This window comes from Pseudoduganella aquatica (assembly GCF_009857595.1).
In the GTDB taxonomy this organism is placed as follows: domain Bacteria; phylum Pseudomonadota; class Gammaproteobacteria; order Burkholderiales; family Burkholderiaceae_D; genus Rugamonas; species Rugamonas aquatica_A.
In genome coordinates this window covers 1-23,980 of sequence record NZ_WWCU01000040.1, presented here as the reverse complement: position 1 = coordinate 23,980, position 23,980 = coordinate 1, and the positions used below count along the sequence as shown (strand labels likewise).

Annotated in this window: 16 protein-coding genes and 1 pseudogene; 3 read left to right on the top strand and 14 right to left on the bottom strand. The window is 68.1% G+C overall.

The genetic code is table 11. From position 1 onward, the window contains the following. Window positions 1–51: 51 nt before the first annotated feature. Complete coding sequence (locus tag GTP77_RS24875) at window positions 52–1,464, top strand: OmpP1/FadL family transporter (RefSeq protein ID WP_161074846.1); 1,413 nt, start codon at window positions 52–54, stop codon at window positions 1,462–1,464. A gap of 131 nt (window positions 1,465–1,595) precedes the next feature. Here GTP77_RS24875 and GTP77_RS24870 read toward each other — a convergent pair whose 3' ends face one another. The 13 genes from GTP77_RS24870 to GTP77_RS24810 form a co-directional block, all read right to left on the bottom strand. Beyond that, on the bottom strand, window positions 1,596–1,913 hold the full coding sequence (locus GTP77_RS24870; RefSeq protein WP_161074845.1) for a hypothetical protein: 318 nt from the start codon (window positions 1,911–1,913) through the stop codon (window positions 1,596–1,598). Window positions 1,914–2,012: 99 nt separating this feature from the next. Then, window positions 2,013–2,945: an NAD(P)H-hydrate dehydratase gene (locus tag GTP77_RS24865; protein WP_161074844.1), complete on the bottom strand. Its 933-nt coding sequence runs from the start codon at window positions 2,943–2,945 to the stop codon at window positions 2,013–2,015. A 28-nt stretch (window positions 2,946–2,973) separates the two neighbouring features. After that, window positions 2,974–3,735, bottom strand: a complete 762-nt coding sequence (locus GTP77_RS24860; RefSeq protein ID WP_161074843.1) for a histidine phosphatase family protein — start codon at window positions 3,733–3,735, stop codon at window positions 2,974–2,976. 68 nt (window positions 3,736–3,803) lie between these two features. Continuing rightward, a complete protein-coding gene (locus GTP77_RS24855) occupies window positions 3,804–5,216 on the bottom strand; it encodes an L-cystine transporter (RefSeq protein ID WP_161074842.1) in 1,413 nt (470 codons plus the stop codon). 132 nt (window positions 5,217–5,348) lie between these two features. After that, window positions 5,349–6,689, bottom strand: a complete 1,341-nt coding sequence (locus GTP77_RS24850) for a sensor histidine kinase (RefSeq protein ID WP_161074873.1) — start codon at window positions 6,687–6,689, stop codon at window positions 5,349–5,351. Next, a complete protein-coding gene (locus GTP77_RS24845; protein WP_161074841.1) occupies window positions 6,689–8,161 on the bottom strand; it encodes a sigma-54-dependent transcriptional regulator in 1,473 nt (490 codons plus the stop codon). Before GTP77_RS24845 ends, GTP77_RS24850 begins: the two co-directional genes overlap by 1 nt. A gap of 10 nt (window positions 8,162–8,171) precedes the next feature. Continuing rightward, window positions 8,172–9,383: an ABC transporter permease gene (locus tag GTP77_RS24840; RefSeq protein WP_161074840.1), complete on the bottom strand. Its 1,212-nt coding sequence runs from the start codon at window positions 9,381–9,383 to the stop codon at window positions 8,172–8,174. After that, window positions 9,383–10,621: an ABC transporter permease gene (locus GTP77_RS24835; protein ID WP_161074839.1), complete on the bottom strand. Its 1,239-nt coding sequence runs from the start codon at window positions 10,619–10,621 to the stop codon at window positions 9,383–9,385. The genes GTP77_RS24840 and GTP77_RS24835 overlap by 1 nt, the downstream gene beginning before the upstream one ends. A 9-nt stretch (window positions 10,622–10,630) precedes the next feature. After that, window positions 10,631–11,296, bottom strand: a complete 666-nt coding sequence (locus tag GTP77_RS24830) for an ABC transporter ATP-binding protein (RefSeq protein WP_161074838.1) — start codon at window positions 11,294–11,296, stop codon at window positions 10,631–10,633. A gap of 10 nt (window positions 11,297–11,306) precedes the next feature. Further along, window positions 11,307–12,554 (bottom strand): efflux RND transporter periplasmic adaptor subunit, encoded by a 1,248-nt coding sequence (locus GTP77_RS24825; RefSeq protein ID WP_161074837.1) that lies wholly within the window; start codon window positions 12,552–12,554, stop codon window positions 11,307–11,309. Window positions 12,555–12,750: 196 nt separating this feature from the next. Further along, window positions 12,751–14,322 (bottom strand): ATP-binding response regulator, encoded by a 1,572-nt coding sequence (locus GTP77_RS24820; protein WP_161074836.1) that lies wholly within the window; start codon window positions 14,320–14,322, stop codon window positions 12,751–12,753. Beyond that, window positions 14,319–15,449, bottom strand: a complete 1,131-nt coding sequence (locus GTP77_RS24815) for a response regulator (RefSeq protein WP_161074835.1) — start codon at window positions 15,447–15,449, stop codon at window positions 14,319–14,321. Before GTP77_RS24815 ends, GTP77_RS24820 begins: the two co-directional genes overlap by 4 nt. Then, entirely contained in the window at window positions 15,446–19,204 is a 3,759-nt protein-coding gene (locus GTP77_RS24810) for a response regulator (protein WP_161074834.1), read from the bottom strand. The genes GTP77_RS24815 and GTP77_RS24810 overlap by 4 nt, the downstream gene beginning before the upstream one ends. Before the next feature lie 123 nt (window positions 19,205–19,327). On the opposite strand from GTP77_RS24810, the gene GTP77_RS24805 reads away from it, so the two are divergent. Further along, the gene (locus GTP77_RS24805) at window positions 19,328–22,408 is read left to right on the top strand and encodes a ligand-binding sensor domain-containing diguanylate cyclase (RefSeq protein WP_161074833.1); all 3,081 of its coding nucleotides are present in this window, start codon (window positions 19,328–19,330) and stop codon (window positions 22,406–22,408) included. 18 nt (window positions 22,409–22,426) lie between these two features. Here the strand turns inward: GTP77_RS24805 and sigJ are convergent, their stop codons facing one another. Then, window positions 22,427–23,311, bottom strand: coding sequence for an RNA polymerase sigma factor SigJ (gene sigJ, locus GTP77_RS24800; RefSeq protein WP_161074832.1), 885 nt, complete (start codon window positions 23,309–23,311; stop codon window positions 22,427–22,429). A 164-nt stretch (window positions 23,312–23,475) separates the two neighbouring features. On the opposite strand from sigJ, the pseudogene GTP77_RS24795 reads away from it, so the two are divergent. Continuing rightward, window positions 23,476–23,980, top strand: a pseudogene (locus tag GTP77_RS24795) (hypothetical protein); the annotation flags it as partial.

Here is a 23,980-nt window from a genome sequence, read left to right as displayed (position 1 = left end):
CCGCTGCCGGGATATGACCAGCAACTACATAGCAAAAAGCAGAGACTCACATTGAAATCTAAACACCTGACCCTGATCGTGGCCGCCGCCCTGGCCGCCCTGTCCACCTCCGCCATGGCATCCGGCTACCGCTTTGGTTCCCAGAGCGTGGCCGCGCAAGGCACGGCCGACGCCAACGCCGCCGAAGCCGACGACGCGAGCGCGCTGTACTACAACCCGGCCGGCATGAGCCGCCTGCAAGGCCAGAACTTCAGCGCCGGCGCCACCGCCGTGGTGCCGCATTCGACCTACAGCGACACCGGTTCCAAGCGCTTCACCGGCACCAGCAGCGGCGGCACCGCCACCGACGGCTACGCGCCGGACGTGGTCGTCGCCCCGTCGCTGTACTACACCAAGCAGATCAACAGCCAGTGGAGCGCCGGCCTGGGCATGTTCGTGCCATACGGCACCAAGCTGAACTACGGCGACAACTGGACCGGCCGCTACGCGCTGACCAATATCAAGCTGGAAGCCATCGCGCTCAACCCGTCGGCCTCGTTCAAGCTGAATGAGCAGCACTCCTTCGGTTTCGGCCTGACGGCAGAGTACATGAAGGCCGAGCTGGGCCAGGCCGTGGACGTGCCGGGCACCGTGGCCGCGCTGGCGGGCACCCCGAACAGCGCCGCACTGGTCAAGCAGATCATGGCGCTGGGCGGCAACCCTGCCGCGCTGGCTGCGGTCAAGGACGGCCGTGGCGAGAACGACGGCAAGGACTGGGGCTTTGGCTTCAACCTGGGCTATATGTTCCAGCTGGACAAGGACACCCGCTTCGGCATCGCCTACCGTTCGTCGATCTCGCACAAGCTGAAAGGCTCGACCGTGTGGGACTTCTCCAACGTTACCACGGACGCGGTAGTGAACAAGGTGCTGGCCGCCAGCTCGCGCAAGGTGAACTCGGCCGCCCTGGTGGCGCTGCGCACGCCGGAAACGCTGTCGGTGAACGGCTTCCACCAGATCAACGCGCGCTGGGCCGCCATGGGCGACGTCACCTGGACCCGCCATGACCGCATGGGCGACCTGCACATCCAGTTCCCGGGCACGGACGAGGGCGACGAAGTGATACGCCAGCAGTGGAAGAACAGCGTGCGCGTATCGCTGGGCGCCAACTACAAGTACGACGACAAGCTGACCCTGCGCGGCGGCGTGGCCTACGACCAGACCCCGGTGAACAGCGACGAACTGCGCCACCCGGCGCTGCCGGACAGCGACCGCAAGCAGTTCTCGGTTGGCGCCAACTACAAGCTGTCGCCGCGTTCGTCGATCGACCTGGCGTACAGCTTCCTGGACTTCAAGGACGCCAACACCAACTACCGCAACAACTGCTCGCCGCTGACCGCCGGCTGCACCGGCAACGGTGAAACCACGCGCGGCACGTACCAGACCCATTTGCAATTGCTGGGCGTGGCGTACAACTACCAGTTCTAAGCTGGTCCGCCTGCACGGCGGGTTACGCGGGGCTGCGCCCCGCTAACCCGCCCTACACTTGTATCGATATCGTAGGGCGGGTTAGCGGCGCAGCCGCGTAACCCGCCATGTGCAGCCGCGCAAGCTCCCCTTTATTGCTGTTTCGCCGGCGGCGTTTCCTTGCTGCCGCTGCCCGTGGCGCCCGTCGTCCCCGACGTGCCGCTGCTGGGCGGCTGGGTGGTGGCGGGCGGCGTGGCGTTCGGGTCGGTTGGCGTGGTGGGCGCAGGCATGGTGGTGTCAGGTGCAGGCGTGGTCGCAGGTGCTGCCGGCGGCGGCGTCGTGGCCGGCGTCGTGGCGCTGTCCGTGGTGCCTGTGCTCGTGCCGGTGTCTGTGGTGCGGTTTTTGCAGCCAGCCAGCGTGCCGGCGGCGAGGATCGCGCTCAGCAGCAGCGCGGTGCTTGAAGCTTTCATGGTGTTTCCTTTCACGGTGAGTAAAGTGTTTCTACGAATGCTCGCCAGAGTAAGTCCCATTGCTTTGATGCGTATGCGGCACAAAGGTTCCCGCTTGTTTTACGCCGGCGCCAGCGTGCGCAGCAGCGCCGGCACTTCCGCCGAGATTTCCCGCGCCAGATAGCCCAGAATGCCGTAGCGCAGCGCCAGTTGCTCGCCGGCCGCCGCGTGCAGCGCCACGCCCCAGGCCGCCGCCTGCTCCAGCACGCAGCCGCGCGCCGCCAGCCCGGCGATGATGCCGGCCAGCGCGTCGCCCGAGCCGGAAATGGCCAGGCCGATATTGCCGCCCATGTGTTCCCACAGCTGCCCGTCCGGCGCGGCGATCACCGTCAGCGGCCCCTTCAGCGCCACTACCGCGTTCCAGCGCGCCGCGCAGCGCTGCGCCACGCTGTGCGGCTCGGCCTGCACCGCTTGCCGCGACAGGCCGCACAGATGGGCCAGCTCCCCCGCGTGCGGCGTCAGCAGCACCGGCTCGCTGAAACGGAAGTGTTCGCTGTCCACCGGCTCGGCCAGCAAGTGCGGTTCGGCGGGCGGGCGCAGCAGTTCCATGGCGCCGGCATCGAGTATCACCTTGCGGCCCGCGCAGCGCGGCAGCAGCGCCCGCACCAGCTCGGCGCTGGCCGCCTCGTCCTGCATGCCGGGACCGATCAGCACCGCGTCCGCCCGGTGCGCCAGTTCCCCCAGCTTGCGCGCCGCTTCGATGGAGAAGCCGCCGCCGGCCGTTTCCGCCAGCGCGATCACGCGCGCCTCGGGCAGGGCTGCGGCCACGTGGGTTGCGGTGCCGGCGGCGGTGGCCAGCGTGAGCTTGCCCGCGCCCGCGCGCAGCGCCGCCGTTGCTGCCAGCAGGGCCGCGCCCGGCATCTCGCGCGATCCGGCCACGATCAGCACGTGGCCGCGTACTTCCTTGTCGCTGTCGAAAGTGGGCATGGGCAGCGGCCATTCGCGCAGCGTGCGCAGGCTGATGTCGATGGCGTCGCGGTGGCTGCTGGGCATGATGGCTCCCGGTGTGGCGCGCTGGCGCTCAGGACTTGGGCGCGGCCGGCATGTCCGGCTTGGCCGTCACCGGCGTGCCGCTGTCTTCCAGCGGCGCCACGAAGTTGGCCGCCTGCAGCACCAGCTTGCCGTGCTTGCCCGCCGCCGGGTCGAACAGATAGGAGGTCACGCCGCAGTTGGGCACGTCCGCATCGCGGTCCACCGCCAGGATCTCGGCCTCGTCCATGCGTTCCAGCAGGTAGCGGAAGCAGTTCACAATGACCTGGTGGCCGACGATGAGCACGCGTTCGCCCCGGTACTCGCGCGTGATGGTGTCGAGCACGCTGCGCAGGCGCAGGATGACGTCGCACCAGCTTTCGCCGCCCGGCGGACGGAAATAGAATTTGCCCACGTGCCGGCGTTGCTCGGCCAGTTCTGGGAATTTGTCGGCAATGCCCAGCGGCGTGAGCCGGTCCAGTATGCCGAACTCTTTTTCGCGCAGGCGCTCGTCGGCGATCACGGTCAGGCGCGCGCGGCCCAGCTGTTCAATCACGGCGGCGGCGGTGCCGCTGGCGCGCACATAGGGGGAGTGCAGCACCACCTCGGGCTGCTGATCGGCGGGCAGGGCGCCGAACCAGGCCGCCAGTGCGCGCGACTGGCGCTGGCCCAGTTCGGACAGCGGCACGTCGACATCCCGGTGGGCTATGTCGATCAGGAACTGCGAGGCCGCTTCGGCGGCTTCGCGCGCCACATTGCCTGCGCTCTGTCCATGCCGCACCAGCCAGATCTGCTGGGGCCACTTTTGTTCCATGCCGGCCGCTCCCGTAAAGTCGTGCAGCCCATGCTAGACGAATTTATAAAAGCGCGGCGCAAGCGTGCTTAGGCGGCTTTGCTGTCCTGCCCGGCGTCGGTTTCCTCGCCCAGTTCGGCGTTGCTGTTGAACACGGCCATATCGGTTTCGCCCAGCACGCGGCTGGTGAGGGCGCCGGCCGTGACGGAGCCGCTGACGTTGAGCGCGGTGCGGCCCATGTCGATCAGCGGTTCGATGGAAATGAGCAAGCCCGCCAGCGCCACCGGCAGGTTCATGGAGGACAGCACGATCAGCGCCGCGAAGGTGGCGCCGCCGCCCACGCCGGCCACGCCCACCGAGCCGATGGCGATAATGGCCAGCAGCGGCGCGATAAAGGCGGCCGTGAACGGGTCCACGCCCACGGTGGGGGCGATCATCACCGCCAGCATGGCCGGGTAGATGCCGGCGCAGCCGTTCTGGCCTATGGTGGCGCCGAACGAGGCCGCAAAGTTGGCGATGCCTTCGGAGGTGCCGAGGCGGCGCGTTTGCGTCTGCACGCTCATGGGAATGGCGCCGGCGCTGCTGCGCGAGGTGAAGGCGAAGGCCAGCAGCGGGAAGATCTTCTGCACATAGCGCAGCGGATGCAGGCCGGCCGCCGACACCAGCGCCAGGTGCACGCAGAACATGAGGATGAGCGCACTGTACGAGGCCAGCACGAAGCTGATCAGCTTGAGGATGTCGGCATAGCTGGAGCTGGCCACCAGGACCGCCATCAGCGCGTACACGCCGTAGGGTGTCAGGCGCAGCACCAGCGTGACCATGCGCATGACGATGGCGTGCGCCACCTTGATGAAGTGGTCGAAGGAGGCGAACAGCTCCGGCTTCTTGTCGTGGATGCCGATGGCTGAGATGCCGATAAAGATGGAGAAGATCACCACCGCGATGGTGGAGGTCTTGCGCCCGCCGGTCAGGTCGAGGAAGGGATTGGCGGGAATAAAGCTGATGAGCATGCCGGGCAGGTTGATGGCCTGCGCATCGCCCAGCTTGCCTTGCAGATAGGCACCGCGCGCCGCTTCGGCCGCGTTGGCGGTGATGCCGACCGCGCTCAGGCCGTACACCTTGGCCATCAGGATGCCGATGCCGGCCGCCACGATGGTGGTGGCGATCAGCGTGCCTATGGTCAGCGCACTGATCTTGCCCAGCGAGGACGCGTTCCTGAGCTTGAGTATGGCGCCGATGATGGACACCATAATCAGCGGCATGATAATCATCTGCAGCAGCTTCACGTAGCCGGTGCCGATAATGTCCAGGTAGTCGGTGGTGGTTTTCAGCTCCGGGCTGGCCGCGCCGTAGATGGCTTGCAGGCCGGCGCCCAGCAGCACGCCCAGGCCGAGGCCGCTGAATACGCGCACGGTGAAGCTGGCGTTCTTGCGCTGCTGGGTAATCATGAAGGCGAGCAGCGCGAGCGTCACCGCCAGGTTGAGGATTACATTGATTGCCATGGGCCGGCCTTATAAGGAAAAACAATAAGCCGGGCCATTTTAATGGGAAATCCCGAGGCTTGTGCGGCAGGGGCCGGTTGCCCTATGGAATATTTGCGTATTTCCATATCTGTTTTTTGTTGGAAAAATGCTTCAGGCAGGCGCAAGCCAGATATCGAAACTGGTTTCGCCCGCGCCGGTGGAGGCCAGCTTGTGCGCGTAGCCGTGCCGGTTCAGCACTTCGCGCGCGAACAGCAGGCCTATGCCCTGGCCGCCTTTCTTGGTGGTGAAGAAGGGCGTGAACAGCTGGCTGGCCGGCACGCCGCCCAGGCGGTCGCCCGAGTCGGCGATGCTCAGGCGCGCGCCGCGTCCATCGCCGGCCGCCGTAAGCGACAGGTGGACGTGGCCGCTTTGCAGGCCCTGTTCCTGCATGGCCGCTTCCACCGCCTCCATGGCGTTCTTGACGAGGTTGAGCAGGGCTTGCTCCATGAGCTGGCTGTCCATGGGCAGCAGCGGCACCTCGTCGCGGCGCGTCCACGCCAGCGTTATGCCACGGCTGCGGCAGGGCTCGCGGTACAGGCCCACGATGTCGTCCAGGATGGCGCCGATCGCAGCGGGGCGCAGCTCGGGCGCCGGCATCTTCACCACGCGGGTAAAGCGCTCGATGAACTCGCCCAGCCGCACATTGCGTTTCTTGACCGCCACGATGGCGGTGCTGAAGTCCTCCGCGTCGCGCTCGGCCAGCTGGCTGCGGTAGTACAGCAGCGATTCCAGCACGGACGCGGTGGCGGCCACGGTGTTGTTCACTTCGTGGCCCAGCACGCGTATCATTTTTTCATAGGTGGCGTGTTCGGAGTCCGCCAGCTCGGCCGTCAGTTCGTCTATCAGCAGGAAGTGGCGCGCGAAGCCACGGTCGTAGAACTGGCCGCGCTGGCCCCGGTAGCGGCGGCCGTCCTGGTCGCTCAACAAGCGGCTTTCGCCCAGCGGCAGCGCGTCCAGCTGCTCCAGCAGGCTGTGGCTGCGCAGCGTGCTGCCTTCGGGCGCGTTGAGGCCGAGCAGGGCGCTGGCGCTGGCGTTGGCCAGGCTGATGCGGCCGTCGAAGTCGTACACCACCACCGCGCTGGGCGTGGCTTCCAGCAGGCGGTCGAGGAAGCCTTGCTGTTCGCCCACGCGCAGGCGCTCCTGGTAGAGCGCGTCCAGCATGCCGTTGAACAGCTTGAGCAGTTCGCCCAGCTCGCCCTGTTCCGTGCTGGCGGAGCTGCGCAGGCGCGCGGCGTAGTCCTGGTCTTGCAGCAGGCCGTGGAAGCGCTGGGTGTAGGCCAGCGGCTCGAGCGCCTGGCGTATCAGGCGCAAACCCAGCGCCCAGCTGGCCAGCAGCGCGGCCTCCAGGCCGATAAAGACCAGCGGCTGCGCGCGGTAGTGCAGCAGCACCAGGGCCAACAGCAGCAGGTGCAGGGTGGCGAGGTAGAGCTGCAGGCGGCGCCGCAAGCCCATCATGTTCCCGCGCCTGCGCTTCCGCCGTCCGCGTCGCCCGGCGCGCTGCCCATGCCGTGGCGTTCGAGCCGGCGGTACAGGGCGTTGCGGCTCAGTCCCAGCGCCTTGGATACGCGCGAGATATTGCCCTGGTGCTGCTCCATCGCCTTTTCTATCATGTGGCGTTCGACCTGTTCCAGCGTCATGCCGTCCACGTCCAGGCCCGAGCCGCGCGCGGCGGCGGCGTCGCGCTGTTCGGCGTCCACGAAGTCCGCCTGCGCCAGCATGCGCTTGCCGGACAACAGTATGGTGCGCTCCAGCGTCTGCTTCAGCTGGCGGATATTGCCGGGCCAGGGCTGCGCGCCCAGCCAGTCCAGCGCGGACTGCGCCAGGCTGACGTCGGCCAGGCCGTAGCTGGCCGCCACCTCGGCCGTGATATGGCGCGCCAGCAGCGCAATGTCGCTGCGGCGTTCGCGCAGCGGCGGCAAGCGCAGCGTGATGAGGTTGAGCCGGTAGTACAGGTCTTCGCGGAACTCGCCGGACGCCACCTGTTCCGCCAGTTCGCGGTTGGTGGCGGAGACCACGCGCATGTCCGCCTGCTCGCTGCGGCTGGCGCCCACGGGCAGGTAGCTCTGGTCCTGCAGCACGCGCAACAGCTTCACCTGGCCGGCCCGGTCCAGCTCGCCGATTTCGTCCATGAACAGCGTGCTGCCGTGCGCCGCCGCCACGTGGCCCTTGCGGTCGGCCTTGGCGTCGGTGAAGGCGCCGCGCACGTGGCCGAACATTTCGCTCTCGAACAGCGAGGGCGTGATGGCGCCCATATTGATCTTCACCGGCGCCTGAGCGGCGCGCGGGCTGTTGCGGTGGATGGCGTCGGCAATGAGCTCCTTGCCGCAGCCGCTTTCGCCCAGGATCAGCACCGGCGCGCGCGTGGCCGCCACCTGGCCCACAGTGGCCAGCAGCTTGAGCAGGGCAGGGTGCTCGCCGATGATGCCGCTAAAGTCGAACTGGCGGTCCAGCGCGGCGCGCGTGAGGGCGGGCTGCGCGCCCGCATAACCCGCATCGCCCGCCGCATCCGCTGCTGCATCGCTTGCGGCATTGCGCTGTCCCAGCTCCAGCGTGGCGCGTATCAGCTCCACCAGCTGCGCGTTGTCCCACGGCTTGGTGAAGAAGTTGGCCGCGCCGGCCTGCATGCCTTTCACCGCCAGCGCAATCGAGCCCCAGGCCGTCATCAGCAGCACCGGCATTGCGGGGTGCTGCTGGCGGATGCGGCCCAGCAGCGCCAGGCCTTCCTCGCCGCTGGTCTGCAGCGAGAAGTTCATGTCCTGCAGCACCAGGTCAAACGGTTCGGCGGCCAGCAGCGCCAGTGCCTGGCGCGGGTCGTCGCAGCTGTGCGGGTCCAGGCCGGACTGCTTGAGCAGCAGGGCCAGGGAGACCAGCACGGCGCTGTCGTCGTCGATGATGAGGATGCGGGGCTTGCGTGATGATTCCATTGATATCGTTCTATTCGTAATGCAGTGCGTCGGTGGGGCTCAGGCGGCTGGCGCGCCAGCCGGGGTATAGCGAGCAAAGCAAGGATAGCAGATAGATAATCAGCATCGCCAGCGCAGCGGCCACAAAAAACACCGGCCAGTCCAGGCTGGCGCCCAGCGCGCCGGTGAGCGGCAGCTGCACCAGCAGCGCCAGGCCGGCCAGCATGGCCACGCTGCTGAGCAGGAACTGTTCGGCGATGATCTGGCGGCAGATGTCGCCCGCGCTGGCGCCCACGGCGCGGCGCAGGCCGATTTCGGGGATGCGCCGCGTGGTGTTCTGCCACAGCACGCCGAACAGGCCGAAGGCCACCATCAGCAGCAGGAAGGCCCCCACCACCGACAGCACCATCAGCGGCGCCATGTCCATCTTGTGCTTGCTGGCGCGCAGGTCGCTCAGCGGCGCCACCGTGTACGACCAGTTGCCGCGCACGCCCTTGAGCTGGCGCTGCAAGGCAGCCTCGAAGGCGCGCGGCGTATCCGGCTTCAGGCGCAGCAGGATGGTGCGCAGGCCATGCACGGTGCCGCTCGGGCTGTAGCGCAGGAACATGAAATTGGACGGCGTGCCGAACTCGCCGCCGCGCCGGTAGTCCTCCACCACGCCGCGCACGCGGTAGCGCTCCGGCTCGGCCGAGCTGCTGGTGCTGGTGATGAAGGTCTTGCCTACTGCCGCGCGCACGGCGTCCGGCCCCGGGAACAGCGCCTCGGCGAAGCGGCGGTTGATCACCACCGCGCCAGCGGCGGCGCCATCGTCCGCCGCCGAGTACCAGTCGCCCGCTTCGAGCGACATGCCCAGCACGGAGAAGGCCTCGTCGCTCGCCTCAATGAAGGAGGCGGGCATGGTGGGGCCGCCCGGCACCTGGAAGGTGCTGCGCATGTCCGAGTTCTGGAAGGGCGCGAAGGTGGTGAAGGCCGCCTGTTCCACTTCCGGCATGGCTTCCAGCACACGCCGGAACTGGCCGCGCAGCGGCTCGTCGTCCTTCTGCGCCTCGTCCTTGCCGGTCTGGATGGTGACCGCCCATACGGTGGCGTGCTGGAAGCCCAGCGGCATGCGGTAGAGCTGCCAGCTGCGCGCGGCGAAGGCGGCGATGGCGAACACCAGCACGAAGGCCAGCAGGATTTCCAGCGTCAGCATCAGGTTGCGCGATTTGCGCTTCCAGATCAGTTTAAGCAGGTGGCGCAGCATCAGGCGGCTCCCTTCAGGGCGTGGACAGGATCGAGGCGGGACATTTTCCAGGCCGGCGCCACGCCGGACAGCAGCCCGAACACGATGGTGACCAGCAGGCCGTAGGCAAACACGGTGAAGTTCAATTGCACTTTCAAGTAGGGGATGAGGGCGGACGCTTCCAGCCACGCCAGCACGCCCCAGGTGCACAGCAGGCTAAGCGCGCCGCCTGCAAGGCACAGCAGCACGTTCTCCAGCAGCAGCTGGCCGGCCAGCTGGGCGCTGGTGGCGCCGAAGGCCTTGCGCACGCCGATCTCGCTGCTGCGCTCCATGATGCGGCCCATGTTGAGGTTCACCAGGTTCAGCGCGGGCAGCAGCATGAACAGCAGCATCAGCACGCTGATGACCGCCAGCACCATGGCCGAGCCGGAGTCGGCGCCTTCGCTTTGCGTCACCATGCGCGAGAACAGTCCCAGCTTGGTGTCGGCCCAGAAGCGGGCCGAGTTCCACTCGCGCGGGTCGTCGAACTGCACGCTGCGGGCGATGCGTTCCACTTCCTGCTGGATCAGCGGCAGGTCGGCTTCGGTGCGGCCCAGCAGCAGGGCGGTGAACTCGCCAGACATCTGCGTGCGGTATTCGCTGGAAGGGAAGGTGGTGATGGGCGCCCAGATGTCGGATAGTGCGTTCAGTTGCAGCGCGTCCTCCACCACCCCCACCACCTCGAACACCTGGCCGCCGGCGTTGATCTTTTGGCCCACGGCGGCGGTACCCGGGAACAGCTTGCGCGCGCTCGATTCGTTGATGACCGCCGCCATGCGGCCCTGCGCCATGTCTTCCGCGTTCAGCACGCGGCCGGCCAGCACCTTGAAGTCCAGGATCTGCCAGTATTCGGCGTCGGCGCGGCGCAGCAGCAGCTGGCTGACGCGGTCGCCCTGGTAGACCGAAACATCCTCCGGGCCGGTGACGGCGGCCACCAGCTGGGCGGTCTTCATCGGCTTCAGGTATTTTTCGATCAGCTTGTAGCCCAGCGGGCTGCGGCGCACCTTGTGTTCGCCCGTGAGGCGAGACTCCAGCATGTGCACCTGCAGGTAGCGGTTGCTGCGGCCTTCCACGCCGCTGGGCTGGAAAGCGTTTTGCAGCAGCGCCGTCACCACCAGCAGCACCACCAGCGTGAGCATGATGCAGGCCAGGTTGATGGCGGTGAACAGCTTGCGCCGCATGAAGACCTTGAAGGCCGTGAGCAGATAGTTGCGCAGCATGCGGCCTCCTTACGCGACCAGCTGGCCGTCGAACACGCGCACGATGCGGTTGGCGCGGCGCGCTTCCGTTTCGTCGTGCGTCACCATCACCACGGTGGTGCCTTCGGCGTTCAGCTTGAGCAGGATGTCCATCACCTCCGCGCCCATTTTGCTATCGAGGTTGCCGGTCGGTTCGTCGGCCAGCAGCACCTGCGGACGGCCCACGATGGCGCGCGCGATCGCCACGCGCTGCTGCTGTCCGCCGGAGAGCTGGTTGGGGTAGTGTTCCATGCGCGCGCCCAGACCCACCTTTTCCAGCGCCTCGCGCGCCAGGCGCTTGCGCTCGGCCGCCGTGATGTTGGCGCGGTAGAGCAGGGGCAGTTCCACGTTGTCGATCACGCGCAGGTCGCTTATCAGGTGGAAGTTCTGGAAGATGAAGCCGAAGGTGCGGTTGCGCAGCGTGGCCACGTCCTTGTCGCGGTAGGATTTCACGGGCGCGCCGCCCACGCGGATGGCGCCCGCGCCGGGGCGGTCCAGCAGGCCGATCAGGTTGAGCAGGGTGCTCTTGCCGCAGCCGCTAGGTCCCATGATGCAGACGAATTCGGCCTCCTTCACGTGCAGGTCGATATCCTTCAGCGCCAGCGTTTCCACCTTGTCGGTCTGGTAGGTCTTGCTTACTTTTTCCAGCTGTATCATGGTTTTTCCCTTATTGTTGAATGCGTATGCTGTCGAGTTCCTTGTAGCGGCTGACGTCGGAAATGATGACGCGCTCGCCCGCCTGCGCGCCGCCGGCGATCTCCACCGCCTTGCCGTCGCTGGCGCCGATGTCGAGCATGGCCTTGTGCGCCGTGCCCCCGCGCAGCACGAACACGGCCTGCCGTCCCTTGCCGTTGAAGGCCGGGCCGCTGTCGGCCACCAGTACGTTGGTTTTTTGTTCGGTGACGATGTTCACGTCCACGCGCAGCTTGTTGCGCAGCAGGGCGTGGCTGGGCTGCTCCAGCGCCACCAGCAGCTTGACGGTGCCGTTCTGGATCTCGGGCAGGATGGTGTGCACGCGGCCCGCCAGCACCTGCTTGCCCTGTTCCACGCGCACGGCCTGGCCGGGGCTGAGCAAACGGGTGTGGAAGTCGGACAGCGTGGCCTCCACGCGGTAGTTGCCCAGGTCGGACACCTTGGCCACCAGCTGGCCCACGGCGACGGCGGCGCCTTCCTCGGCGGCGAGGGAGGTCAGCATGCCGGCGAAGGGTGCGCGCACCTGGGTCTGCGCCAGCAGGATCCGCTGCTGGTCCAGCTGCTTTTGCAGGATGGACTTCTGCAGCCGCGCGCCTTCGACGCCGCTGGCGGTGCTGCGGCGGTTGTCCTCTATCAGTTCCTTCTGCTGGCGCAGCTGCACCTCGGTGCGCTGCACGTTCAGTTCCGCCGTCAGCATGTCCTCGCCGGAGACGGCGCCCACGGCGCGCAGCGTGGCGTAGCGTTCGCGCTTGGCGCGCGTGCTTTGCAGGTCCAGCTCCAGCAGCTCGATGGCGCTGGCGTACTGCTTGCGCTTCTGGTCCATGTCCAGCGTCAGCCCGAGGATGCGGTTGTCCTGCTGCGCAATCTGCTCGCGGATGCCGTCCAGCGCCAGGCGCACGTTGCGGTCGTCCAGTTCCAGCAGCAGTTCGCCGGCCGCCACCTGCTGCCCCAGCTTGGCGTGCACCTTGGCCACGCGGCTCTGGATGGGGCTGGGCACCAGTTCCTCGTGTTCCGGCACCACCACGCCGGCCGCGCTGACGGTGTTGGCGATGCTGCCGCGCCGGATCTCGGCCACGGCGATATCGCTCAGGCTCACGCTGGGACCGGCCGCACGGTTGATGCCCCACGCGGCGGCGCAGGCCAGTGCCAGCGCGGCGGCGGCTGCAGCCAGCGTGCGGCGCCGGCGGCGGCGGATGATGTCGGGGGCGAGGGCAGTGTCCATGTGGCGGCGTTCAGCAAAAGAATGCAGCTTCCATTGCAAAGGCCGTGCCAAGGACGGGGCGGCGGAGAATCCGCCGTGGAATCAAGGGCTTGCATGCGCAGCATGGGGCTGCGCGGGGGCGCGCTGCCGTCGCGGATTGCCCGCCTCGGGGCAGCACTGCCCGGATCCGGGCAGTGGCTTTGCCGAACCGCTTCGGTCAGGCGGGGGCTACTGCGCGCGGCAGCGTTACCGTCAGGGTGGTGCTGTTCCGGCCGTCGTCCGTGCTCATGGCGAGGCTGCCGCCTTGCGCTTCGGCCAGCAAGCGGGCCGAGTAGGTGCCGATGCCGCTGCCGCCTTGCTTGCCGAAGGAGGCGTAGCGCTCGAAGAAGCGCTCGCGCATGGCGGCGGGCACGGCGCCGCTGTTGTCTATCGTGACCACCAGCGGGCCGCCGTCGTGCAGCTTGATGGCCACCTGGCCGCCCGGCACGGCGGCGGCGGCTTCGCAGGCGTTCTTCACCAGGTTGTGCAAAATGGCCTGGCACAGCGTGGCGTCGCCCAGCGCGTGGCCGGCGCCGGCGGGGGCGTCCACGGTAATGGCGACGTTGCTGCCTGCGCAGGCGGCGCGCACGGCGTGCGCCACCTTGTGCAGCGCTGCGGACAGGTCCAGCGGCTCGGCCACCAGCTGGAAGGTGCCGGTTTCTATCATGAACAGGTCGGCCGAGAGCTTGACGGTGTCCAGCGCCTGCTGCGCCGTGGCGGCGATGAGCTGGGCTTGCTGCGCGTGGTCCGCAGCGGTTTGGGCGGCGGACGGGTTGGCGAGCTGCTGCGCCAGTTGCTGCGCCAGCCCGAGCACGCCGGCCAGCGGGCCTTTGATGTCGTGCCGCAGCATGCGTTCCACGTCTTCCCGCAGGCGGGCCGTTTCCAGCAGCGCGTCGTATTCGGCCTGGCGCTGCAGGTGCACGGCGATGTAGCGCATGAAGTTGTTGACGCGCAGCTGCAGCACGTCCGGGTCCACCGGTTTGCTGACGAAATCGACCGCGCCCAGGGTCAGGCCGCGCCGCCGCGCCGCCTCGTCGGTCAGCGCGGTGACGAAGATGATGGGGATGTGTGCGCTGCCCGGATGCTCTCGCATGCGCTGCGCCACTTCGAAGCCGTCCATGCCGGGCATCATCACGTCCAGCAGCACCAGGTCGGGCGGGTTGTCCGAGCTGCACATGGCCAGCGCCTTGGGGCCGTTGTGCGCCACGCGCACGCGGTACTGGCCTTCGAACAGGTCTGCGATCAGGCGCAGGTTTTCCGGCGTGTCGTCCACCACCAGCAGGGTGGGCTGCGGGGCGGCCGCCTGGCTTTGCGGACGCGCCGCTGCGGCGGCGGAGGCTGCGGCTGGTGCTGCGCCGGGCACGCGCACGCGGCGGCTGAGCGCACCGGCGATCTTGTCTTCCAGGCGCTGGCGCGTGTAGGGCTTGACCAGCAGGTCGGACACGCCGCTGGTAATGGCTTGCGCAATGCGGTCGCGGTCCGCTTCCGCCGTGACCATCACCATGGGGATGCCGGCCAGCTTTTCGTCGGCGCGGATATGGCGCAGCAGTTCCAGGCCGTCCATCAGCGGCATGTTCCAGTCCGACAGCACCAGGTCGATGGGGCGGCTTTGCAGCAGGCGCAAGGCGTCCGCGCCGTTGCTGGCGGTCTGCACGTCGAGCGCGCCCAGCGCGCGCAGCTGGTTGGCCGTGATCTGGCACATGGCGGGGACGTCGTCCACCACCAGGAAGTTGAATTTTTCGAGGTTCATTGCGTGCGTGGCTTCAGGTCTTCATCGCTGTCGATGTAGCGGTCGGCGATGGCTTTGCATTCGGCTTCCAAGGCCACGAAGGCGTCCAGGATGTCGGGGTCGAAGTGGCTGCCGCGTCCTTCCCGCATCAGCGCCACGGCCTGCGCGTGCGGCATCGCTTCCTTGTAGACGCGGCGCGAGATCAGCGCATCGTACACGTCGGCCACCGCCATCAGCCTGGCGGACAAGGGGATGGCGTCGCCGGCCAGGCCTTCTGGATAGCCGCTGCCGTCCCACTTTTCCTGGTGCGAGTAGGCGATCTCCTTGGCGCAGCTGAGGAAGGGCACGTCCACGCCCAGGCGGTGTTCGGCGTGTACGATGGCGTTGCGCCCCAGCGCGCAGTGGGTCTTCATGATTTCCCATTCGTCCGGCTCGAAGCGGCCGGGCTTGAGCAGGATGCGGTCCGGTATGCCGACCTTGCCGATGTCGTGCAGCGGCGCGGACTTGAACAGCACGTCGATGTAGGCGGGTGTGAGTTCGGCGGCAAAGCGCGGGTGGTGGCGCAGGTGGTCGGCCAGCAGCTTCACGTACCACTGCGTGCGCAGGATGTGGTTGCCGGTGTCGTTGTCGCGCGTCTCTGCCAGCGAGGCCATGGTGAGGATGGTGACGTCCTGCAGCGCGCGCACTTCACCGGTGCGGCGCTCCACTTCCTGCTCCAGGTAGGCGTTTTTGTCGCGCAGGAAGTCGGACGAGGCTTTCAGCGTCAGGTGGGTGCGCACGCGCGCCAGCACGATGGGCGGGCTGATAGGTTTGGTGATGTAGTCCACCGCGCCCAGCTTGAAGCCGAGCTGCTCGTCCCGGGTTTCGGATTTCGCTGTCAGGAAGATGATGGGGATGGCGGCGGTGAGCGGGTCGGCCTTGAGCTGGCGGCAGACTTCGTAGCCGTCCATTTCCGGCATCATGATGTCGAGCAGGATCAGGTCGGGCTGGGTGTCGCCGTGCGCAATCTTCAGCGCCTTGGCGCCGTTCGGGGCCACCTTGACGGTGTAGTCGCCCGACAGCAGGCCGCTCATCAGCGAGAGATTGTCGGGGGTGTCGTCCACCACGAGGATGACGGGTTTGCGCGGGAAACCGGTAGATTGGGTCATGGTTGCACTTCCTCAAGAACGGCCAGCGCCGTTTCAAAGTCGAACTGGCCGATAGCTTGCTGAAGGCGGCGGATGTGGTGGGGGTAGGCGCTGGCGAGCAGCGCCTGGTGTTCTAGCAGTACGCGTTCGGCCTGGGCGTCGTCGTCGGCCAGCAGGCGGACCAGCTGGGCGTGGACGTCGTCGCGCAGGGCGGTGTCGATGGCGGGCGGCGTACCCGCTGCATTTGCTGCATCTGTTGCGGCGCCCGATTCCGGGGGCAGGGCGGCGGCGATGGCGGCCAGTTGGACTGCCAGCTCCTGCGCCAGTGCGGCTTGCAGTTCGCCGGTGGCGCCGCCCGCGTTGATGGCGTGCTCCAGCGCCGCAGCGGCTTGCTGCAGGGCGTCCGCGCCGATATTGCCGGCCAGGCCTTTGAGGGTGTGGGCCAGGCGTTCAGCGTCGCCGTTGTCGCCCACGGCAATGGCGGCGGCGATGCGCGCGTCCGCGCCGGACTGGTTGGCGACAAAGCCGCGCAGCATGGCCAGGTAGCGTGGCCGCTTGCCCAGCACGCGGCGCAGGCCGGCCTGCATGTCCAGCCCGGGAATGGCGGCGGGCAGGCCGCAGTCGTCTTCGGCCGCCGCTGCTGCTGCCCCCGCTCCCACCGCTTCATTGCCTGCCGCATGGCGCGGCGGTATCCAGCGCAGCAGGGCGCGCCACAGTTCGTCCGGCTCGATAGGCTTGCTGACGAAATCGACCATGCCGGCCTCCAGGCACTGTGCGCGGTCGCTTTGCATGGCGTTGGCCGTCATGGCGACGACGGGCAGTGCGTCCAGCTCGGGCATGGCGCGCAGCCTGCGGGTGGCTTCGATGCCGTCCATTTCCGGCATCTGCATATCCATCAGCACGATGTCGTAGCGCTCCTTGCGCACCATGTCCAGCACCGCCAGTCCGTTGCCGGCCACGTCCACCAGCAGCCCGGCGTCGAGCAGCAGTTCGGTGGCCACCTGCTGGTTCAGTTCATTGTCCTCCGCCAGCAGCACGCGCGCGCCGGCGATGGTGCTCAGCGCCTCGGCGGTGGACTGCAGCAGCGGCAGTCCCACCAGGCTTGCGTTGTCCGCAGCGTTTTCGTACTCGCCGCCGAGCAGGCGTATCAGGGTGTTCAGCAGCACCGAGGCGTTGACCGGCTTGATCAGCACGTCCTCGATGCCGGCGGCGCGCGCCTGCGCCATCACTTCCTCTCGGCCGAAAGCGGTCACCATGGCCAGGCGCGGCGGGCGTTCCAGTTGCAGTTCGCGTGCCAGCGCCTGCAGCGCGGCGGCGGTTTCCGGGCCGTTCATGCCGGGCATCTGCCAGTCCAGCAGCACCACGTCGAACGCTTCCGGCGTGCCGGCCGTGGCGCGCACCCGCTCCAGCGCTTCCGCGCCCGAGGCCACGGCGCTGGCGGCGAAGCGCATCGACTCCAGTATGCCCGTCAGTACGGCGCGCGCGCTGTCGTTGTCGTCCACCACCAGGATGCGGCGCCCGCGCAGGTCCGGATGCGGCAGCAGCAGGCGGCGCTCGCCGGCGCCTATCGCCAGGCTGGCGGTGAACCAGAAGGTGGAGCCCTTGCCATGCTCGCTCTCCACGCCCACCGCGCCGCCCATCAGCTCCGCCAGTTTCTTGGAGATTGCCAGGCCCAGGCCGGTGCCGCCGTACTTGCGGGTGGTGGAGGAGTCGGCCTGCTGGAAGCTCTGGAACAGCTGCGCCATCTGCTGCTGCGTGAGGCCTATGCCGGTGTCGCGCACGGCGAAGCGCAGCAGCACCTTGCCGGCGGAGCTGGCCTGCACGCGCACGATGATGTCCACCTCGCCGCGCTCGGTGAACTTGACGGCGTTGTTGGCGTAGTTGATGAGGATCTGCCCCAGGCGCAGCGGGTCGCCCACCAGGCTGTCCGGCACGTCGCTGGCGACGTCGAACACCAGCTCCAGGCCTTTGGCGGCTATCTTGTCCGCGATGACCGTGCTGACGTTCTCCAGCACCTGGCCCAGCTCGAAGGGCGTGTGCTCCACCTGCAGCTTGTCGGCCTCGATCTTGGAGAAGTCCAGGATGTCGTTGATGATGCCCAGCAGATGCTGGCCGGCGCGCTGGATCTTCTGCACATAGTCGTGCTGGCGTGGCGTGAGACCGGTTTTCAGCGCCAGGTGGCTCATGCCGATGATGGCGTTCATCGGCGTGCGGATCTCGTGGCTCATATTGGCCAGGAACATGGACTTGCTGCGCGTGGCGTCTTCCGCCGCCTGCTTGGCCGCGCCCAGCGCCTGCGCCGCAATGTGTTCGGCGGTGACGTCGGCCAGGTAGCCGTTCCATACGTCCTGGCCGTCCGGCTGGCGCGCGCAGCTGCAGTGCAGCTCCACCCAGCGCGTGCCCAGATGGCCGTTGCCGCCGCCCGCGTGGCCGCCGCCAAAGGCCAGCCGGCGGTGCAGCGGCAACTGGTGCAGCGCCGCTTCGGACACTTGCGACAGCAGTCCGCCCGCGCCGTCCCGGCTGTCCGGGTCCAGCAGCGAGAACAGCACGCTGCCATTGGCCAGCACGTCGTTGGCCTGCAGTCCGGTGATGGCGGTAATGGCCGGGCTCATGAAGTTGAACACGGGCTTGCCGTCCAGACCCACGCGGAACTGGTACACGGCCACCGGCAGGTTGTTGGTGATTTCACGCATGCGCTTCTCGTTCTCGAAGCGCAGCCGGCGGGTGGTTTCCTGCTGGCGCTGGCGGCCGGTGACCACCAGTGCCAGCAGCCACATGGCCAGCAGCGCCGCGGCGGCTGCGGCCAGGTCGCGCCACAGCGGCAGCCAGGCGTTGCGGTCCTGCAGGCGCAGCACGCGCCAGTGGCCGCCGCTGTCGTCCGGCCAGTTCAGCTGCGCCGAGGCGACCGCGTGGAAGGAGCCGTTCAGCCATACCGCGCCGCTGTCCAGGTTGAAGGGCAGGTGCTCGGGGCCGTCGTCGTCGAACAGGGCGCCGAACTGCTTGCCGCGCACCAGCTCCTCGCGCCGCTCCACGCTCACTTGCCCGGCCAGCTTGAGCAGCCAGGGCGCGCGGTTGCTGGCGAAGACCACGCCGTCGGGCGACAGCAGCAGCACCGGGTCGTCGGTGCTGTCGAGCAGGCGGTCGATGTCGGCCACCGGCATCTTGACGGCGTAGGCACCGGTGATGGGGGTGTCGCGGCTGTTGCCGCCGTGGACAGGGGCGGCGAAATACAGGCCGCGCTCGTGCGAGGTGCCGCCGATGGCGGGGTAGACCGTGGCCTGGCCTGCCAGCGCGCGCCGCACGTAGGGGCGGAACGCCAGGTTGCGCCCCAGGCCGGTGGCCTTGCCTTCCCGGTTCAGATAGGCCAGCGTGGTGCCGTCGCCGGAGACCACGAAGACGTTGTCGGCGCCGTACTGGTCGATGATGGCGGCGAAGTCGGCGTGGATCTCGTTGGAGTCGAAGGCCAGTTCGCCGTTCAGCAACTGCTTGATGCTGGATTCGACCAGGCCCATCAGGATAGCCCCGCCGATGACCTTGTTCTCGCTGCTTTCGCCCTGCACGCGGGCGGCCAGTTCGGTGGTGGCGGCGGCCAGTTCGCTGCGGTGCTGCTGGAACACCAGCTGGCGCTGCGCCAGCACGCACGCCGCCGCCATGCCGACCGCCAGCGCGGCCCAGCGCAGCGTGGCGTTGCGCGGCCGCAGCGCGCGCTGCAGCAGCTTGCGGGCGCTGGCGCGCGGTTCTTGCGCCGGTGACGGGGACGGATGATGAACGTTCATTGCGGCCGGATTTGCTTTACTTGAGGAAAGTATAACGAAAATTCAACGCCGTGGGCGGATGGCGATATTTATATGTCGGGCTGTTGCTTGACTGAAAGCTCTGTGCTTATACTGGCTGCGACCATGAAACTCGCGCCGACCCTTCTTGCCTTCCTGCTGGCCGCCGCCGGCCCGCCACCTGCCGCCGCCGCGCCGCAGGCGCTGGCTTTCAAGCGCATCGACACGCTGGGCTCCGACGCGCAGTCCATCGTCTCCATGCTGCAGGACCGGCAGGGTTTCGTGTGGATAGGCACCATCGAGGGCGGCTTGTTCCGCTACGACGGCCGCCAGTCGGTACACTACCAGAATGACCCGCTCGACCCGCGCAGCCTGCCGGGCGGGCGCATCGCCGCGCTGTACAACGACGAGCAGGGCCGCATCTGGGCCGGCACCGACGAGGGCCTGGTGCGCTACGACCCGGCCACCAACGGCTTTATCCGCTACGTGCCGGACTCGGGGCCGAAGAACTACCGCATCGTGCGCCGCATTATCAGCGACGGTGCCGGCGGCATGTGGCTGGCCACCTGGGGCGGCTTGCAGCGCTTCGACCCGAAAACGGGCCGTTTCAAGATCTACCAGCACGACCCGGCGCGGCCGGACAGCCTGGCGCACAACGACATCAACGCGCTGGCCATGGACGCCAAGGGCGGCGTCTGGGCCGGCACCTGGCCGGGCGGCCTGGACTACCTGGCGCCGGGCAGCGAGAGCTTTGTGCACTACCGCGTGGACGACGAGGCCGCGCCCAGCGTGAAGGGCAACGACGTGCGCTCGCTGCACGCGGACAGCGCCGGCAAGCTGTGGATAGGCACGGACGACGGCCTGGTGGTCTGGAAGGCCGGCGAACCGTGGCAAACGCGGCGCCGCCTGCCGCAGCAGACCGGCCGCGTGACCCATATGGACGAGGACCTGAGCGGCGACCTGTGGATCAGCACCCGCACCGCCGGCGTGTGGCGCTGGGACCGCGAAACCGGGGACTTCCAGGTCTACCAGCGGCGCGCCGAGGACAGCCACAGCCTGTCCACCAACGCCATCAACCTGACCATGCACGACCGCACAGGCACGCTGTGGGTGGGCAGCTTCACCGACGGCGTGAGCCGCGCCAACCTGGGCTACCACGGCTTTGAGCGCATCGTGCCGCGCGACGTGGCGCCGGACGTGTTCAAGGCCAGCAATTTCGTGCGCAGCCTGGGCGCGGCGCCGCAGGGCAGGCTGTGGCTGGGCGTGGACGACGGCCTGGTGCTGTTCGATCCCGCCGAGCGCAAGCTGCTGCGCCACTACGCGGCCGATGCGAAGCGGCCCGGCACACTGAGCAACAACGTCATCTACAGCCTGTACCAGCAGCCGGGCGGTCCGCTGTGGGCGGGCACCTCGCGCGGCCTGAACCGGCTGGACAAGCTGGACGGCCCCTTCCAGGCCATCCATTTCGGCAGCGGCGCCATCGACTTCATCAACCGCATCGCGCCCGGGCGCGGCGGCCTGCTGTGGCTGGGCACCAGCGCCGGCCTGGTGCGCTACGATATTGCCAGCGGCGCGCACACCGTGCACGCGCATGACCCGGCCGACCCCGGCAGCCGCAGCGTGGACGGCGTGACCACCTTGATGGAGGACAGCGCGGGCCGGGTCTGGACCGGGGAATTCTTCCGTGGCGGGCTGGACGTGCGCGACCCGGAAACCGGCAAGTTCACCCGCGTGCGCAGCGACCCGGCGCGCGCCGACACGCTGAGCAGCGACCGCATCAGCTGCCTGCACGAGGACGCCAGCGGCGCCATCTGGGTGGGCACCGCGCGCGGCCTGAACCGCATCCGCATCCGCGACGGCAAGCTGGAGGTGAAGCGCTACAGCCACAAAGGCAGCGTGGGCACGCAAATGGTGGAAGCGATACAGTCCGACCATGCCGGCATGCTGTGGGTGACGACTGTTGCCGGCATGTCCAAGCTGGAGCCGCTGAGCGAGAACGTGACCAACTACTCGGTGGAGGACGGCCTGACCGAGGGCTTCTACCTGGACGCGTCGGTGCGCGGCAGCGACGGCAGGCTGTATTTCGGCAGCACCAGCGGCATCACCAGCGTCAACCCTGCGATACACAGCAGCGTATCGCGCCCGCCGCAACTGGCCATTACCGGCATCAGCCTGTTCAACAAGCCGCTCCGGCCGGGCGCGGCGCCGCCGGGCGTGACGCTGGAAGGCAGCCTGACGGCGCCGCAGTCGCTCACCTTGCCGTGGAACGCGGACGTGCTCACCATCGAGTTCGCGGCGCTGCATTACGCCGAGCCCAAACGCAACGGCTACCGCTACAAGCTGGAGGGCTTCGACCAGGACTGGGTGCAGGCCGACGCCAGCCGTCCCGCCGCCACCTACACCAATCTGAACCCGGGCAGCTACCGCTTCCGCCTGATGGGCAGCAACAACAAAGGCGTGGAGAGCAAGGCCGAGGTGACGCTGCCGATCACCATTACGCCGCCGCTGTGGCAAACCTGGTGGTTCCGCGCGGCGGCTGCCGTGGCGGCCGTGTCGCTGCTGGCGCTGCTGTACCGCTGGCGCGTGCGCAGCCTGACCTCGCGCGCCACCCGGCTGGAAAGCATCGTGGCCGAACGTACCCGCGCGCTGCAGGAGTCCAACCAGAAGCTGGCGGCGCTGTCGGCCACGGACGCGCTGACCGGCATTGCCAACCGGCGCAGCTTCGACGACGCGCTGGCGCGCGAGTGGCGGCGCGCGGCGCGGCGCGGCGAGCCGCTGGCGGTGGCCATGTTCGATGTGGATTTCTTCAAGCCCTATAACGACCACTACGGCCACGCCGCCGGTGACGACACCCTGCGCCGCGTGGCGCAGGCGCTGGCGGGTGGCCTGCACCGCGCGGGCGACCTGGTGGCGCGCTACGGCGGCGAGGAGTTCGTCTTTATCGCGCCCGGCGTGTCGCCCGAGGAAGCGCTGCGCATGGCGGACGGCCTGCGGCTGGCCGTGGAGGCGCTGGCGCTGCCGCACGCGCTGTCATCCTTCGGCCGGGTGACGGCCAGCGTGGGCGTGGCGTCCATCGTGCCGGCGCAAGGAGCTGCGGTGGACGGCGCCAAGGAGGGCGCAGGCGGCGCGGCGGCGCTGATGCACGCGGCCGACCAGGCGCTGTACCGCGCCAAGGCGGACGGCCGCAACCGCTGCGTGCTGGCCTGAGCTACCAGGCCGGCCTGCTTAGATGGTCTGCGGCACGCCGGTCAGCTTGTCCGGATTGCGCACCGCGTAGATGCCGGCGATAAGACCGTCCACCACCAGGATGGCCTGCGCCGATTCCAGCTTGCCGCCGATGTAGCGCAGGAAGCCCGGCTCGCCGTTCAGCATGGCGGTGCGGTATTCCACCTGGCCTGGATACTTGTCCAGCGTGCGGCAGAACAGGCGCGTCACGGCGCCCATGCCGTGGATAATGCGCGGGAAGGACGGCACTTTGCCGCCGCCGTCGCTCACCAGCTCCACATTTGCCGCCAGCAGCGCCTGGATGGCGGCGGCCTGCCCGGTGCGCGCCGCGTCCAGGAATTTGCCCAGCAGGCTGCGGTGTGCTTCGTTGTTTACCCCATAACGCTTCTTGTCCTGCTGCACGCGCTCTTGCGCCCGGTGCACCATCTGGCGGCAGGCCGCTTCGCTTTTGCCCAGCAGCGCCGCCACTTCGCCGTAGTCGTAGTCGAACACTTGGCGCAGCAGGAAGGCGGCGCGCTCGTCCGGCGACAGGCGTTCCAGCACCCACATGAAGGCTACCCCCAGTTCGCCGGCCATTTCCGCCTGTGTTTCCGGTGTGCGCTCGTCCATTTCCACCAGCGGTTCCGGCAGCCACCAGCCGGCATAGGATTCGCGCTCGGCCTTGGCCACGCGCAGGCGGTCGAGCGCAAGCCGGGTGACGATGGTGACCAGCCAGGCCTCGGGTGATTGCAGCGCGGCCTGGTCGCTGCCGTCCCAGCGCAGCCAGGCGTCCTGCACCACGTCCTCTGCGTCGGCGCGCACGCCCAGCATGCGGTAGGCGATCGAGAACAGGCGCGGACGCAGCGCGGAGAAGGCGAGGGCGGAAGGGGTGGCGGCTTGTGGCATGGCGGGACGGTGAAAAAGCGATACAGCTATTGTGACATATACGTTTCCAGTGTAACTGGCAGCGCCGCCATCATCGATAAAAATACCGATTGTTACCTTTGTCGTGGAAATTTCAGGTGCTGCGTCCTAAGCTGCTAGGTGCGGAAGCAGTAGTAGGAGGCACCATGCAAGAAAAAGAACTGGCTTTGCAATATGACTTGATCGGCCGTTTGTATGAAGCGGCCCTGCACGAAGAACATTGGCCCGCCCTGTGCGAGGATATCGCCGCCGCCATCGGGGCCAATGGCGCCAATGGCGCCGGCAGCGCCGCAGCAATGCTGCAGGCCAGCGCCGGCGCCGTGGCCGCCGTCGCCAGCGAGGACAACGGCTGGATGGGTGTGCTGAAGCCCCACCTGGAACGCGCGCTGAAATTGCGCAGCCGCCTGGCCCATAACGACCTGGCGGAGCATTGCAGCGTGGCCGCGCTGGACGCGCTGGCCACGGCGGTGGTGCTGCTGGACAGCGGCCTGACGGTGCTGTACGCGAACGGCGCTGCCGGCTTGCTGTTCGGCGCCGAGTCGCCGCTGCAGCTGCGCGGCGCGCGGCTGGCGCAGACCGCCTCGCGCGGCGCGCAAACGCTGGCGCACATGGTGCGGCGCGCGGTGCGCTGCCTGGAGCCGGACAACCTGG